Source organism: Candidatus Aquicultor secundus (assembly GCF_002791875.1).
GTDB classification, from domain to species: domain Bacteria; phylum Actinomycetota; class Aquicultoria; order Aquicultorales; family Aquicultoraceae; genus Aquicultor_A; species Aquicultor_A secundus.
In genome coordinates this window covers 1-15,166 of the sequence record NZ_PFNG01000234.1, presented here as the reverse complement: position 1 = coordinate 15,166, position 15,166 = coordinate 1, and the positions used below count along the sequence as shown (strand labels likewise).

Annotated in this window: 16 protein-coding genes and 1 tRNA gene; 15 read left to right on the top strand and 2 right to left on the bottom strand. The window is 48.5% G+C overall.

Annotated features, from left to right (window positions below; genetic code table 11):
• From COY37_RS10000 to COY37_RS09990, 3 genes are all read left to right on the top strand, one after another.
• Positions 1-729: hypothetical protein (locus COY37_RS10000; RefSeq protein ID WP_286977441.1), on the top strand; the 729-nt coding region annotated here is incomplete at its 5' end.
• A 419-nt stretch (positions 730-1,148) separates the two neighbouring features.
• Positions 1,149-2,438: a hypothetical protein gene (locus COY37_RS09995; protein ID WP_286678239.1), complete on the top strand. Its 1,290-nt coding sequence runs from the start codon at positions 1,149-1,151 to the stop codon at positions 2,436-2,438.
• Positions 2,439-2,447: 9 nt separating this feature from the next.
• Positions 2,448-2,882 (top strand): hypothetical protein, encoded by a 435-nt coding sequence (locus COY37_RS09990; protein ID WP_286678240.1) that lies wholly within the window; start codon positions 2,448-2,450, stop codon positions 2,880-2,882.
• 276 nt (positions 2,883-3,158) lie between these two features.
• Here the strand turns inward: COY37_RS09990 and COY37_RS09985 are convergent, their stop codons facing one another.
• Complete coding sequence (locus tag COY37_RS09985; protein ID WP_286678241.1) at positions 3,159-4,001, bottom strand: zinc metalloprotease HtpX; 843 nt, start codon at positions 3,999-4,001, stop codon at positions 3,159-3,161.
• Positions 4,002-4,227: 226 nt separating this feature from the next.
• Here COY37_RS09985 and COY37_RS09980 point away from each other — a divergent pair, with 226 nt between their 5' ends.
• The 6 genes from COY37_RS09980 (at position 4,228) to COY37_RS11990 (ending at position 8,808) form a co-directional block, all read left to right on the top strand.
• The gene (locus tag COY37_RS09980; RefSeq protein WP_286678242.1) at positions 4,228-5,274 is read left to right on the top strand and encodes a DUF933 domain-containing protein; all 1,047 of its coding nucleotides are present in this window, start codon (positions 4,228-4,230) and stop codon (positions 5,272-5,274) included.
• Positions 5,275-5,402: 128 nt separating this feature from the next.
• A tRNA-Ala gene (locus COY37_RS09975) sits at positions 5,403-5,475 on the top strand.
• A gap of 379 nt (positions 5,476-5,854) precedes the next feature.
• A complete protein-coding gene (locus COY37_RS09970) occupies positions 5,855-6,721 on the top strand; it encodes a hypothetical protein (protein WP_286678243.1) in 867 nt (288 codons plus the stop codon).
• Positions 6,709-7,905: a DNA methyltransferase gene (locus COY37_RS09965; RefSeq protein ID WP_286977438.1), complete on the top strand. Its 1,197-nt coding sequence runs from the start codon at positions 6,709-6,711 to the stop codon at positions 7,903-7,905. Before COY37_RS09970 ends, COY37_RS09965 begins: the two co-directional genes overlap by 13 nt.
• 442 nt (positions 7,906-8,347) lie before the next feature.
• Positions 8,348-8,575, top strand: a complete 228-nt coding sequence (locus COY37_RS09960; protein WP_286977436.1) for a type II toxin-antitoxin system HicB family antitoxin — start codon at positions 8,348-8,350, stop codon at positions 8,573-8,575.
• 8 nt (positions 8,576-8,583) lie between these two features.
• A complete protein-coding gene (locus tag COY37_RS11990) occupies positions 8,584-8,808 on the top strand; it encodes a type II toxin-antitoxin system HicA family toxin (protein ID WP_353683021.1) in 225 nt (74 codons plus the stop codon).
• Positions 8,809-9,102: 294 nt separating this feature from the next.
• On the opposite strand, the gene COY37_RS09955 is transcribed toward COY37_RS11990, so the two are convergent.
• The gene (locus tag COY37_RS09955) at positions 9,103-10,623 is read right to left on the bottom strand and encodes a hypothetical protein (RefSeq protein ID WP_286678246.1); all 1,521 of its coding nucleotides are present in this window, start codon (positions 10,621-10,623) and stop codon (positions 9,103-9,105) included.
• 487 nt (positions 10,624-11,110) lie between these two features.
• Between COY37_RS09955 and COY37_RS09950 the strand changes: the two genes are divergently transcribed.
• From COY37_RS09950 to COY37_RS09935, 6 genes are all read left to right on the top strand, one after another.
• Entirely contained in the window at positions 11,111-11,317 is a 207-nt protein-coding gene (locus COY37_RS09950) for a hypothetical protein (protein WP_286678248.1), read from the top strand.
• Entirely contained in the window at positions 11,314-11,556 is a 243-nt protein-coding gene (locus tag COY37_RS11985) for a type II toxin-antitoxin system HicA family toxin (protein ID WP_353682438.1), read from the top strand. Before COY37_RS09950 ends, COY37_RS11985 begins: the two co-directional genes overlap by 4 nt.
• A 354-nt stretch (positions 11,557-11,910) precedes the next feature.
• A complete protein-coding gene (locus COY37_RS09945) occupies positions 11,911-13,125 on the top strand; it encodes an ammonium transporter family protein (protein WP_286678249.1) in 1,215 nt (404 codons plus the stop codon).
• Between the two features lie 214 nt (positions 13,126-13,339).
• Positions 13,340-14,050, top strand: coding sequence for a matrixin family metalloprotease (locus tag COY37_RS09940; RefSeq protein WP_286678250.1), 711 nt, complete (start codon positions 13,340-13,342; stop codon positions 14,048-14,050).
• A 184-nt stretch (positions 14,051-14,234) separates the two neighbouring features.
• Positions 14,235-14,387 (top strand): type II toxin-antitoxin system RelE/ParE family toxin, encoded by a 153-nt coding sequence (locus COY37_RS12100; RefSeq protein ID WP_502693756.1) that lies wholly within the window; start codon positions 14,235-14,237, stop codon positions 14,385-14,387.
• A 470-nt stretch (positions 14,388-14,857) separates the two neighbouring features.
• A partial coding sequence (locus tag COY37_RS09935) for a hypothetical protein (protein WP_286977434.1) occupies positions 14,858-15,166 on the top strand: 309 nt, incomplete at its 3' end.

Here is a 15,166-nt window from a genome sequence, read left to right as displayed (position 1 = left end):
GGTTCAAGCGGTTGTGGCGCATGCCACAACACCAACTCGTACCTCGAGGGTATCAACACCGATACCGCTGCGCCGGTAGCTGATGCAGCCGATAACGGCCGCGCCGCGATCACATGGTTGTTCGCGTCCATGCTAGACTTTGCGAGCAACTTTGACGCAGCCAGCATCGATGCGCTGTTTGCTCCGGGAAGCTGGCCCGAGCCGGCCGCGAGTAACTATGCGCCGCTCACCATGTACGAGCTGACGCAGACCAGCAACGGCTATGCCAACGAGATCGCAGCGTCGCTTCTCACGACGCCAACTCCTAATGGTACTGATACGGCGATACTACCTAAGATCGTTGGTCAGCTCAAGAGTTCGCGTACAGTTGACTGGTCAGCATCCTGGAGAGATGCCGTAGACCCGGTTAGCGCAACCTGCGCTGACGATGGTCTAAGCTTCCCGCACCGTACACTCGGTTGGAAGATGCTCAAAGACGACCTCTTTGGTATCGACATCGGTATATCCGGTGATAGCACTGGAGCCGCAGGACAGGACAGCGAAGTTGTCGGTGCCGGCGAAAGCAGACAAGGTGCTTACGGCAATGGCGTAGCCGCGCATGACGTAGACAGCGTCTGCTTGGATTGCCACAACCCAACAGTTTGGGGAGCGACAAGCTCAAGCAACCATACTGACACCGGCGGCAACACCATCTACAATGATGATGTAATTCAAAGAGGCTTGCCGTAATGGCTGTACGTCATACGGCACAGGTGCCGACTGCCGACGGGTAGCGAAGCACAGCGTTATTTTAAACACTTAAGGTTATATTGCGCGCAACTAAAGGGTTCGCTTGGCCAGCGGACCCTTTTATTTTGTAAGCAACCGCCCCCTGAACACTCCTCCGAAGAGCCGTATTCTAAAGTATGCCCAGCGTAAACCGATACTACCCTCTATATAGCCTAAAAGGGCCAGGATACGGCTTAACAGCATATCTGTCCCGAATTTTAAGTGGCTGAGCGATTGAAGCGATGCCGTAGTAATGTTCGCAGTTTACAACAAAGCACTTATTATAACCGTTCGCCGGTAATCGATCGGTCACTTTGTCTTTTTTGTAGCACACCATCTTCAAGCGGTTATTGCGCCGCTTAAGAAAGGAGGTGACCTAGATGAGAAAAAGTTTTGTAGCTCTTATAGTTACAGGTCTTACCCTAACAGCAGGAAGCGGGGTTGCTCTCGCCGCGGGGGGCGATATTGGCCCCACGACATACAGCCTGCCCACCGCAAACACCGATGTGTGGGCCGAGTATAACCAGGGCGTGGCGGTTCAGTCGGGTGGTTTGACCGTATACTTCAACGGGAGCACTACAAGCGCCCACAAGTATGGTACCTGGAATAGCCCGTATACAATGGGCATAGACGGCTACAACTATAACGACCCGCAATCATATACAAGCGTCGGCGACCAGGCCGACTCGGACAGTGACGGCATAGCCGATATATTTAGCGCCGGACCCCACGGCGGCTACTTAACCACTACCCACCGTTGCCGTGAGTGCCATGCAGTCCACCGTGCAGCCGGTAAGTTTAAGTTGTTAAGATCTGATACCAGGTTTGAGGCGTGCGACTGGTGCCACGGGTTTGGCGCCGGCTCGGGCTTTAACATTCAGATGGATAACGATGACAACGTCACGACCGAGTACAACGTGGGTCATACGCTTGGGTTCGGTATCCAAACCGGCAAATGGAGGGCCCCGGATGATACCTTCCCGGCATATACGCCAAATTACTGGCTTGGCGGATTCTCATGCTTCGACTGCCACAGCCCGCACGCCAACCCGGCGAGAATGCTCGGCTTTGACGGCCTTGGCGATCCGGTTGGCGAGGAAACGCAGACAACGATCAACGGCGTGACCATGACCAGGGTATTTGGTATCGCAAACCCGGGGCACGATATCCTTCCCGGAGACCCGACCCATATTTCAACGGGGCCGGTATATCTTTCCGGCAGTTGGCTTCTCGTTAAAGACCCGGATAGGGAGACCGCGGGGGCAAATACTACGGTTGCAAGCGGTATTACCGGCGACCCCGATATTACCGTAACCGCCGGCGCCGAAATATCGGATGCGATCACGGCAGGCCTTAACGAGTTCGACACCACCACGCCGTATCCGGTCAACAAGATTGCGACCGACTGGAATAGCCCGATTGGCGCGGCCTCTACATCGGATACGAGCATCGGGTATAACCAGCGAAACATGTCGGCATCAGCGCGGGTGTGGAATGTGTCCGAGTTTTGCACCGATTGCCATGACGGCAATGCGGGGCTGCATACGATCCAGGCGCCGCTTTTCAGCGAAGACCGCGCCTTGCGCGACCAGGGCCACAGCACGGATACTCCCGAATGGAAGGGCAACTACGATCTGGCCTACGGTCACGATGCGCAGCCACGGCACTGATCACGCCAAATGACGTTTAATCCGGAGGATAACAACGACTTTGGCCCGCACTGCCGTAACTGCCATAAAGGCTCAAGTGCATGCGGTACCTGCCATCAGGAAACCGTGGTCGGCATAACGGCAACAACCATAGCATATACGACGAGCACTGCCGATGCCGCAGATGATAGCCAGAAGCTATCGACATACTATGTCTTCAATACCAGCACCGGCCAGCAAAATATGTACGAAAACAGTTGGACGGCGGCCGGCGTCACCTACGCCTTCTATAAGAAGTCCCGTGACGTTGATTGGCCGAGCGATTGGAGAACTACTACGACGATTGTCGATTCGGCAACAATCAATAGTTTCTGCTCGGATGACGGCTTTAGTTGGCCGCACCGCACGCTTGGTTGGATGATGCTTAAAGACGACCTCTTCGGTCTCGGTTTTGACGGCAGCTGATCGGCGTCGGTGAAACGAGAACCGTTGGTCCTACAAGCTATACGGTACATGATGTGGATAGCGTGTGTCTTGATTGTCATAACCCAACGGTTTGGAATGCGGATAGTCCAAGCCACGTTGACAGTAGCACTGTCGTAGGTGATGACGCTAACGATGAATTGCTGCTAAGAGGTCTACCGTAGTCGCCAGGTATAAGTACCGGCGGCTTGGTAGCCGATTAGGGAAGGGTCCGTTGCAAGCGGACCCTTCCCTTTTGCGTAATTTCAAAGGCCTTCTTTATTCGAATGCTTTTTTAAGTCGCGCCACCCTCTCGGGGATCGGCGGGTGGGTGCTAAACAGACCGGCCAAACTGCGGCCCGAAAGCGGATTTACGATAAACATATGCGCCGCTGCAGGGTTCACGTCCATCGGAACCGACTCGGCGCCGTGCTCGAGCTTTATAAGCGCGTTTATCAGGCCCTCCGGTCGCCCGGCAATCCTGGCGCCGGTCGCATCCGCGCCGTATTCGCGCGAGCGCGATATCGCAAGCTGCACTATCATGGCCGCAATCGGCATGACTATGATGGTGAGCAAAACGCCGACAATACCGAGCGCTCCGTCATCATCGTCCCGCCCAAAGCCGAAGATAAGGCCCCACTGGGCGATATTGGCAAGCGCGGTTATCGCACCGGCCATCATCGCGGCCATCGAGCCGATCAGAATATCCCTGTTTTTAACGTGCGCCAACTCATGCGCAAGCACACCTTCGATTTCCTCTTGGGAGAGGAGCCTGAGCAGCCCATCGGTCACCGATACGACCGCGTGCTCCGGGTCTCTGCCGGTCGCAAAAGCATTGGGTTGCGCAGATGGCGTCATATAGATGCGCGGCATGGGCAGCCCGGCCCTCAGCGACAGACTCCGTACTATCGCGTAAAGTTGCGGCGCATCGCGCTCCTCTACCGGCTGCGAACGCGTCATGCTGATCGCGATCTTATCGCTAAACCAGTAGCCCGAGAAGTTCATCAGGATGGAAAACACCACCATGATCATCATCCCGGTATTGCCGCCGATAAGATTTCCGGCCGTAACCAGAAGAACCGTCAGCGCTCCCATTAGAAGCCAGGTTCTAAAATTGTTCACTGCGTTACCTCCATATCCGTGGATACTTAAATTTTATACCTGCCGGCAGTGCAGTTGCAACATCTCCCCTGCATCGCACGCCGCTGCTCAGCTTGTGAGCAGCGGCGATTTGATATATAGTAGATAGGGCGAAATCCGAAAACAGGATTTTAAAGCGTGGCAGCGGGCAAAGTGTGCCGCGCTTATCACGTTTACCAATAAATTATATTCGCATAGATGGAGGATCATGAAAGTAGGAATTATCGGCCTGAGCAAGGCGGGAAAGACGACCGTATTCAACGCCTTAACCGGTTCTTCGGCTCAGACCGGCACCTACGGGGCGCAAAAAGCGAACCTTGCGGTGATAAAAGTCCCGGATGAGCGGATCGACTACCTGTCCGAGGTCTATAAACCCAAGAAGACTACGTTTGCCGAGATTACGTTCGTCGATGTGCCGGGCCCGAGCGACGCCAATGCGAGCGCGCTCGGCGGTACGCAGACCATCGACCTCATCAAAGGGGTCGATACCCTGGCGGCAGTGGTGCGGGCTTTTATCGACGAGCTGACATCGCCGGGCGAGGTTGCGCCGCTTAAGGACTTCCAGGAGCTGGAATCGGAACTCATGGTGCTTGATCTCATCGTGCTGGAGAAAAAGATCGAGCGCCTCGAGAAGGAGCATAAAAAGGGCACCGAATACGAGCTGATCAAGAAATGCAAGGATTGGCTGGATGAAGAAAAGCCGCTGCGGCTTCTTGAACTCGACGAGACCGAGGCCAAAGCGCTAAGCGGATTCCAGCTATTAAGCCTTAAGCCGCTTCTCCTCGTTGTAAATACCGGCGAGGATAAAAGCGCCGACTTAACTGAACTTAAGGCCTTTGCCGCCGAGCGCCGCGTGCCGATAATCGACTTCTGCGGCGCCATCGAAATGGAAATCGCCGAGATGGCTGCCGCCGAGCAGGCTGAATTTCTCGAGGGGCTGGGTATCTCGGAATCGGCCAGGAACAAATTCGTCCGTGCGGCGTATGAGCTATCTGATCTCATATCCTTCCTAACCGCCGGCGAGGATGAGGTACGGGCCTGGACGGTAAAGAAAGGCTCTCTTGCGCCACAGGCAGGCGGTAAAATCCACTCGGATATCGAGCGGGGCTTCATCCGCGCCGAGGTCGTTTCCTTTGCCGATTTTTCCGCATTGGGCGGGATGACGAAGGCCAAAGAAGCCGGAAAAGTGCGTCTTGAAGGAAAACAGTACGTAGTTGAAGACGGCGATATCATTAATTTCAGGTTTAACGTTTAGCCATCTCCTCCCCTACCGCGCTTAAAAGTTGATGTTTGCGTAAAGATACTATAAAATAGTCAAGGACATCCTTCGCGATGTCTTAAATTATGCGGACCAATCGACGAGGCGTCCGCACCACATATTACGGGGGATTAGCTCAGTTGGGAGAGCGCCTGCCTTGCACGCAGGAGGTCATCGGTTCGAGCCCGTTATCCTCCACGAAGGTCTCTGGATACTCATGGCAATTCTCGTCGGTAACTCGGACCTGGATTGGGTATCCTTTAAGACCAGACGTTCCAAACATCGGGAGATGTTGTGGTATGGATACTTGGGCTGTGATGCCCTCGATACCGCTACCAGTACGATCTGCTGCTTTTTTATACGTTCTCGATTTTTTCTAACATTTTGTGCAAGTCTGCTGAATTCTTTATCGAAATCCTTTCTATCAGGATATAGAGTTTCATTCCTACAGCCCAGTTCGCCCGGTCTAAGTTGTATCTTGCCTTTGGAAACTTGCATGGATGTTTGATGATATAATTAGTGGTGAGATTCCAGAATTTACTCACCAGTATATCTAGCAGAGGTCAGAGGTGTAGCCATGATGCTTCCTTGCCAACACGAAGAACGCATAACAACACAAGTTCAGCCGACAATCGATCTGCTTTCAAATCTCGACACTCTTCACCCCAACGTTCTGCGCGAACACGCTATCGATCCTGCAGACTACCATAGTGGCTTGGTTTTCCGCTCTGCAGTGGAGAGTATCCGCGGTTCTTTTATTGCTTCCTCTACTAATAGCCGAGAAGGCTTTGTTGAAAATGTTCTTGCGCACCTTAAGGAACGTAACCAAATAGTTGATTTTGAGCGCAAGCGCGGTAGCGAGCGTTTTGATTTCCATGCTCAACTTGATAGAGACCCTGATTATTTCATGGCCCTTGAAGTTAAAGGCGGCGAAGGTAATAGTATTAATATTTCAGAACGCCCACTATGGGCTAAGGAATTTGGTGTTTGGTGTAACCTCGATGGAGCTATTGTTAATCAACCGGCAAACGGTGCGCGTGCAATAATCAGCCGTTTAACGAATGAGATGATCAGAAGACAGAAACACGTAGATTTCTTGCTAATTAAAGATATTCTTTGCGGCACAAAAACCCGACCATGCCCAAAATATCCTGGACAAGAGACTGACATAGCCCTTAGAGCTGCGCCCGATATCTTTCTTTTCCCAAAGAACCCCCCGTCATTAGAAAACCCAGAGCCACCTGTTCACACACTTGGCAGCCTAAGATTACCTGTGCGATTGCTAGACCTATTTGGTGTTAGTAGCACGTCTAGGCATAAACATTTGTGGGAAGTACATGTTAAACTAGAAAGGCTTTCCGGTAATAAATTATGTAGAATGGTTACTGTTGTACATCAAGGTGAAATCGTTGGCGAGAGTAGGTCGCGTGCATGGCGAATATAGGGATAGATACGTTAGATAATAGAATTGATTGCTCCGAGCAGCTGATATTCTTTGATGACCATGAACTTATCGACAAGTTGGATGCACGCTTATGGCATGGTTCGTTTAATGGACGAGAGAGTAGTCTACAACAACTCTCTCCTTATGTGGGCAAGCTTAAATCAGGCATGGCTAAGGTTCTTATAAACCTCTATTCCTCACCAGGTGATATAGTGCTTGACCCTTTCTCTGGCTCAGGCGTTGTTCCATTCGAAGCAGCTCTTTTGAGCAGGAAAGCATATGCTAATGATCTCAGCCCATATGCATATACGCTAACACGCGGAAAACTTGAAGCACCAGCTAGCGAGCAAGAGGCTCTAAAGCGTGCAGAATTACTTATTTGCGCTGCTGAAGACCTCGCAGCTTCTGTCGATGTTTCTAATATTCCTGCTTGGGTGAGTGAGTTTTTTCACCCAGATACTCTGCGAGAGGTTGTCTCAGCTTTTCAAATATTGAACCAGCAAAAAGATTACTTTTTAACCGCCTCATTGCTTGGCATACTTCATCATGTGCGACCCGGGTTTCTCTCTTACCCTGCAAGCCATCTTGTCCCTTATTTGCGCAAATCTAAGTATCCACCCGATCAATTCCCTGAAATGTACGCTTATCGTGACATTCGCACTCGTCTAATGGCTAAAGTTAAAAGAGCTTATCGCCGACACTATTTGCCACTTGATTGGAACAACCGGGAATTTCAGGTTTGGCAAGCAAATTCGATGGCATTACCAATTGATGATGGTATTGTTGGTGCCATAGTCTCTAGCCCGCCGTATTTTGGGGCACTTGATTATGCTAGAGACAATAGGCTGCGCCTCTGGTTCCTTGGCTGTCAAGACTGGAAAGAGCTAGATAGTTCATTGACCGCCAATAATAAGGTTTACTTATCCCAAATGGCACTTTGTCTTAAGGAGATGAATAGAGTTCTGAAAACTGATGGCTACTGTGCGTTGGTTTTAGGCGATTTTGAGAGAAACGGTAAGACAAAGCGTACTGCCGAGATTCTTGCAGACCTTGCATTAGAGGAAACAAACAATCAGTTCGTTGTTGAAACTATTTATGATGATCGCATTCCAGACGAGCGAAGATCACGGCGGGAGACCAAAACCACTAAATTTGAACGCATCTTAGTAATGCGAAAAACCTAAGCCCTGCTACTTAGCTTGGAATAATCAGAGCTACCTGGCTACCTAAATATGTTCTAAGTTCAACCCCTATCCTCCACCAATGAAGGGGAAGGGCAGGGGCATTATTCTTAATGTCTTATTAGAGGGTATCGTTATCTACGGTGATGCGAGAAGCCTGCGCCATAAAGCAGAACTATATGTCCGAGAGCATAATCTCCAACGCACCCCAGCCGGATATTTTCATAGAACAGCGTAGATTAAGCGACTAGGACTTATGCGTAGACCATTGTTTTGAGCGGGGGCGTGGTTTGAAAGCGTTCGTGAGAGCGCCTGCCTTGCACGCAGGAGGCTGCTATACCTCAAAACATTCCTTCTCAAAATTAGGAAAATCAACAGGAAGTTTTTGTTATAATAAAGCCAGAAATTCATAACGTCAATTAGCTAGGAACAGAGGGCAGAAAAAGTGGGGGAAAGCAGACCAAGCCAATATACATTCACTGTTCTCATTGAGCAGGATGAAGATGGATATTATGTAGCTACAGTTCCAGCATTAAAGAGTTGCTATACTCAAGCTAAGACTCTTGAGGAGCTATACCCGAGAATAAAAGAAGTAATTGAGCTGTGCCTTGAGGAAGAGAAACCGGTTCCAATGAAATTCGTAGCTGTTCAACAACTTGAAGTTGGAGCTTAAGTTAACACATGACCGGGATGCCAGTCATTACGTCCAAGATAATGATAGAATTTCTCAGTAGTCTAGGCTTTAAGCAAAAAAGGCATAAAGGTAGCCATAAGTTTTTCAGGCACCCCGACGGCAGAACGACGACTGTTCCCGATCACAAGGGAGAGGATTTAGGTCGCGGAATTACAAATAAGATTCTAAAAGATGCAGAAGTCACTATCAATGACTTCATAAACTGGCGCTGAACAACGGGGGTGTGGTTTGGAAACGTTCGTGAGAACGCCTGCCTTGCACGCAGGAGGTCATCGGTTCGAGCCCGTTATCCTTCCACAAGATCTCAGGAATCATCTCTTGATCCATCTCCAGCAGCTCCAAGATAAGCTCAGCTTCATGTTCTAAAGCCTCTTCTCTGATGAACGGTTGCGAGCATTTACCTTTTGATTTTGTACACCGGCAATAGGTATTGCGGTCATTCCGGTAGCCAATCGGAGCCTCTAGCGGCCAGTACCGTTATTTCAATTTAAGTATTTCCTAATCACTTACCTTGTAGCCACTTCGACGCTAGCCTGTATGCCTAACCTTTCTAGCATCAATACCAAAAGCCTCTCAACTACAACGAGCGCCGGTGCGAACCCCAATAAGGCAAACGGCATATAACATACTCCCCAATAGTAGCTCCATTGATAACCTAAAAACTTATAGAAAACGATAAGCGGCAAAACCACCAGAGCTGCAAAGAATACCTTATTCCTTAGCGAGGGCACAGAGAGCAGGCCTATGAGGCCAAAAATATAAAACGCAACCGGAACGTTCGGCATGGTCACTAGATTATCGGTTGAAAACGATATAGAATCAAGTATGAATTGCAACCCTCCGCCTTGCACCCCCCCCCATCCAGGTGTTGGACCTGGAACCATCGTTTTTACCTTTAGGTAATGGAGGAAGTAGATGCCGAGAAAAGCGAAACCCGCAGCGACCCATACAAGAATCTTCTTCAGATTCTTATCGACAAGCGTACCAAAAAATCCGGCCATGAGCGTAAAAATGTACAGCTCGCGAAAGAGCGGCACTGCTGCCGCAAATGCAGCGGCGATAGAGTTTTTGCCTCGCAAAAAGAACAGGGTTGCGGCCAATGATACTGGCAGAGCCCAGTACTCGACAAATACAATCCACATACTTGCGACACCATACATATAATAGCCGCATACCAACGCAGCTGGCAAAACGGCAAGATTTGCATTCGATAATTCCTTTGCGACCAAAAATACTAAAATAGCAACTATGATCGTAAGAAGCAAGAAACCTATCCCGACCTGCTCGCCAGTCGAAAACAATATATTCCATATATAGAAGACAGTTGGTTCCCTCCACCCCATCACAGAGGCTGGAAGAGCACTAGACCTCTGATCGCCAAGCAACGCGCCTTTTAAAGAATCATAGTATCCTGAGCCCTGCTTCATAAGGTAAAACGTTTTAAGGTAAATAAAACCATCAAAGGCATATTGTTTGGGTGGGGGTTCATAGTTGAGGAGGTCTACGAAGCTATAGCCGTTATCTTTGACAACTCGCTGTTCGGCAACTCCCTGGGCAAAAAATCCAGTTAGAATGATGGCTAGCGCTATATATGGTAGGAAGGGGCGCCAACCGTTTTTGGTTAGTGCTGCAACACCAATAGAGACCGCCATCATAACAACCGTGGTAACAATCAGTGCCAGAATTGCGGCCGCACCCTCTATCGGCCATAGAACCGCGGCAATGACTGCTGTAATCAGTGAAACGAGAGGCAAGTCGCCGATTTCCAGCATTGAAGGAAGCAAGAGTCCAACAATCAAAGGAATTAAAATGAGCGGCTGAAATGTCCACCAGTATCTGACGGCCATCCATACAAGCACCGCCATAATTACGGAAACTGCTAATCGTTGAATTGGGGATCGGCGATAGAAATAACTTACAAGGTCGAGTTGTTCCTGCATAACGGCCGGTTCTGGGCTGTGTTTATTTATTAATTGCGGAACTCCCGATATGGTATTATTAGCTTCCCGAGGCTCATTGTTAGTCACAGACTCTCCTTGGATTTATATTAATAGCACGTACAGCTAGCCATCTTCTACCTAAGACTTTTTCCGATTCATCGGCTATAAATGCACCGGTTTCATCAAAAGCTACGAACTGAATCGTTATCGTTTCCTGGTCGTTAACTCCAAATTGCTCATCCGCCATATTTACTTAATGGTTTACATAATAAGGCTGCATAATAAGCGCTAATACTTTATGTGTAGTATATCATCTAATTATTTACATGTATACCGCTTTTATTGACAGCGAGGGGTTTATCTCTTGCCGTGCAAGAAGGAAGATTCGAAGATCGTCCCCTATCCTCCACACCTAAAATAGAAGCTCCGATTTATGGTTGGGGCTTTTCGTTTTAGTTCATACCATTACCGCTTGAGAAACGGGTACCAGACAGACTAATATCTTCAATAGTTGATGTGTTATTATATAAATGTGCCGCTGAAAGTCTTTATTGTGTTTGCGAGGTGAATCTACGTGCAAGAAATTATCTTTCTAGTTGAAGAAGCGTCCGAAGGTGGTTACGAAGCGAAGGCTGTTGGATATTCTATTTATTCCGAGGCCGACACGATGAAAGAGCTGCGCGAAGTTGTAAAAGACGCAGTCAGGACGCACTTCGACGAAAAAGATATGCCCAAGCTAATTCGCCTTCACCTTGTAAAAGATGAGGTTATTGCGGTATGAGCTTCCCAAAGGATATCGGAGGGAAGGAGCTTGCGAAGCTACTGGCACATTATGGCTATGAAACAACAAGGCAGACTGGAAGTCATATTCGTCTAACCACCAATCAAAATGGCGAACACCACATAACCATACCTGCGCACAAACCCTTGCGGGTTGGAACCCTTAACAGCATCCTTAGTGATGTTGCGTCACATCTTGGAAAAGAGAAACGTCTTCTAATTAATGAATTGTTTGATTAGCTCACGAAGGAAACGTTCGTGAGAGCGCCTGCCTTGCACGCAGGAGGTCATCGGTTCGAGCCCGTTATCCTCCACACCGAAAAGAAAGCCTTGATAGAAATGTCGGGGCTTTTTATATTATTGAGTATCGTCCGATGACTTCCCGGAGACCCTCGGCCTTCATGGATACCTTATTTGGCACAATCAACGCATTTTAGAATATTTAAGCATTAACACGAAAAGAGTTAACTTAGAATTAACACAATATCAGCAGGATTATGCAATGTTACGATTAAATAAACACTAAGTAACGTTTAAGTAAACATCAAGTTACGATTATGTAAACATCTATTCACTTACAAAGGGAGCAACTGTATGAAGAAGTTTCGCTTGGTACAAATTATATTTTGGACGTTGGTGATGTTATTTATATCTACGGGAATCGCGTGGAGTGCTGATCTTGATTCTATTGTAGGGGTACAGAAATACGACCGAGCGATCCATATTATGGCAATGCTCTTAGTCGGTTTCGGTTTTTTAATGGTTTTTGTCAGACAGTATGGTCGGTCTGCGGTCACTGCAACATATCTGCTTGTAAGTGTGGCGATCCCTCTATATATTCTAAAAGACAGCCTGGGCATTATGGGTGGTCCAAGCGTTGATATTGATAAGCTCATCTTGGCGGAATTCGCAGCGGCTAGTCTTCTTATATGCGCCGGCGCAGCTCTCGGAAGATTAAAAATGAGTCAGTACATATTGCTCGGTATACTTTTCTTGCCCTGTTATGCATTTAACGAATGGGTACTTCTCAAGAATGGCTTGGGTCTGATTACTTCCGGCAGCTTTGTTGATACGGGAGGATCCATTGTCATTCATGCATTCGGTGCGATTTTCGGACTGGGTGTAATTATGACAATGACAAGTAAAAATGAATTTGATCTGCCTATTGAATCCGACGCAACCAGCGATAGATTTTCATTACTCGGAAGCACGGTCCTCTGGCTCTTCTGGCCAAGCTTCTGCTCGGCACTGGTCGCACCCGAGCTGGTACCTCACACAGCGATTAACGTTATCATGGCCCTTTCTGGTGCCACGATTGCCACATACTTTGCTTCAACGTTGCTGCGCGGCAAGATTTCAGCTGCAGATATCGCCAATGCAGCACTAGCAGGAGGTGTAGCCATCGGTTCCACATGCGATTCTGCTAGCTTCGTTTCAGCATTTATGGTCGGGGTTTTGGCTGGTGCACTATCAACATTCGGCTTTGCCGTTCTACAACCTAAAATTGAGGCCATACTCAAAGGCAGGGATACTTGCGGAGTCATGAACCTGCACGGGATGCCCGGACTTATGGGTGGCATTGCCGCTATCTTTGTTGTCAGTAGAATCAACATAGGCGCACAGCTCATAGGGATAGGCATTACAATCTTAATAGCTGCAATTGCCGGTTTTATTGTAGGAAAAATAGTGTCTGCTCTTGGAAGAATGCCTGTGCCATATGATGATGCCGCAGAGTTTGAACTGCCAATGGTGCCTGCTCTTGGCAGCAGTGCGGTAGCATATGATGGTACCGAACCGGCTAAGCTGTAATCGCTACGAACTTTAGACATCATGACAGGGTGCGAGCGAAAGCTCTATAAAGAGAGGTTATGATGAGTAAATTATGTTGTGGGCGTGTTTCACGAACCACCGCTTAGTCCCTTCGCTTTCAATTGCTGTTTTATTGCTTCTGTTAATTACGGCTTGACTACCAGGCAATCTAATGGTAATATTGTCAGTAAATACTTACCTATTAAGAAAGGACGTGAAAACGAAAAGGTTCCTTGTAGTTCTTTTGTTGCTGGTCTCGTTGTTGGTTTTTGCGGCAGCATCTGCAGCAGTAGCTGCGCCGAGCGCATCTTCAAGCTTGGAAAAGGTGGTGATTCTTCACTACGCTAAAGCAAGTGCACGACCAGCGCCGTTCTCAAATGACTCAATGACTTTTAAGTTGATAGCCAAAGGGGTGAAATGGCCTTCTTCGGTAACGTATTCTATTAATCCCGCCGGCAGCGACCTGTCTACCGATACCGTGCTAAGCACCATGGCAACAAGCGCAAGCACATGGGATAATGCGACAAGCTTTGGCTTGTTTAATCCACCCACCGAGACTACAGTTACCTCTATCGGTATTACGACTGATGGTAACAACAATATCATCTGGAAGGACATAGAGGATACCTATCCCGGCGTTATTGCAGCCACATTTCTTTACTATAACCGCTTCAGCGGTGTGATCTCTGAATTTGATATGGTATTTAATAGCTACTATAAATGGAACACTACAGGCGATTCGAGCGCTATGGATGTGCAAGATATAGCGACTCATGAACTCGGGCATGTCTGCGGGTTAGCCGATATATATGCACCGCCGAATTGGTCTCTAACAATGTATGGCTACAGCGATTTAGGGGAGACATATAAAAGAGATTTGGCTACTGGCGACATATTTGGTGTTCAAAAATTGTACGGGCAATAAACCGCGCCGGCATAAAACTTATTAAAACCAAGCATTTAGAAATCAACGCATCCGCGCGCCGCTGATTTCTAACGTTCGCCGGGCTATTTACACAAAGGTCTTGAAGACTTCTTCTATACGGGAAAGAAGAAAGGCATAAAGCCTGAACACGCTGATCGCCTTGAGAGAATTCTTGATAGGCTGAATGCTGCAAATGAAATCTAACTTGCACAAACTGACAGGAGACAAAAAAGACCACTATGCCGTGAAGGTATCTGGAAATTGGAGAGTCTTTTTCGAGTTTATTGACGGCGATGCTTACGTCGTTGCAATAGAACGATACCGGCTTTATCCTTAACGGATCCTCCAAGACCTATCCCGCAGACTCCAGTAAGCCGTACGCGTCGTTTAGAGACGGGACACGCATATCGACTTCTGCGTCTCATGCAACCCGCGAAACCGATACTTTGATCTGCGCTCATGCTGTCGCCCCCTTTTCAGTTTCCTGCTATACGCTTGCACCATTACCTACAGGAAGTATGCATTCTTATTTATCCCATACCCATGCGTCTGTGTATCCTCTTGTGCTCATATAAAGAGATAGGCATCTTAGTTAAAAGAGAAACGACGATATTGTTAAGCCGTCCTCCCTAATTGCTTATGACCTGCTCTGATTCTGAACGACCTCTTGGTCTACGATATGTCCGCAAAATCGTTTTGTCGCTATAAGGTTTATCTGCCAGGGTGTGCGGGAATCTCAAGCGCTGAAAACGAGCGTAGAGAGGGGGTGACACATATGAAAAAACGTTAATTTTTCTACTATCCTTGATGGCGCTCCTTTCGTACACCGGAATTGCTTATGCTCTGGGGGACATCCCTCCCACCACATACGACCTCAACCAGCCCAGAAACGGTTACCCCGCAAAGGACTGGAATTACAAGGAACAAGGTAAAAACGTGGCCTCCGGTAACTACACCGGGTCGATAGGTTTTGGCACGAGCACCCACCCGTACGGTACCTGGAACAGCCCATATACCCTTGGAATCGATGGTTATAACTACAACGATGCTCAGGATTACACCGATGATGGGACTATGACCGGCACCGGCCTCTATACCTCGGGGCCCCACGGCGGT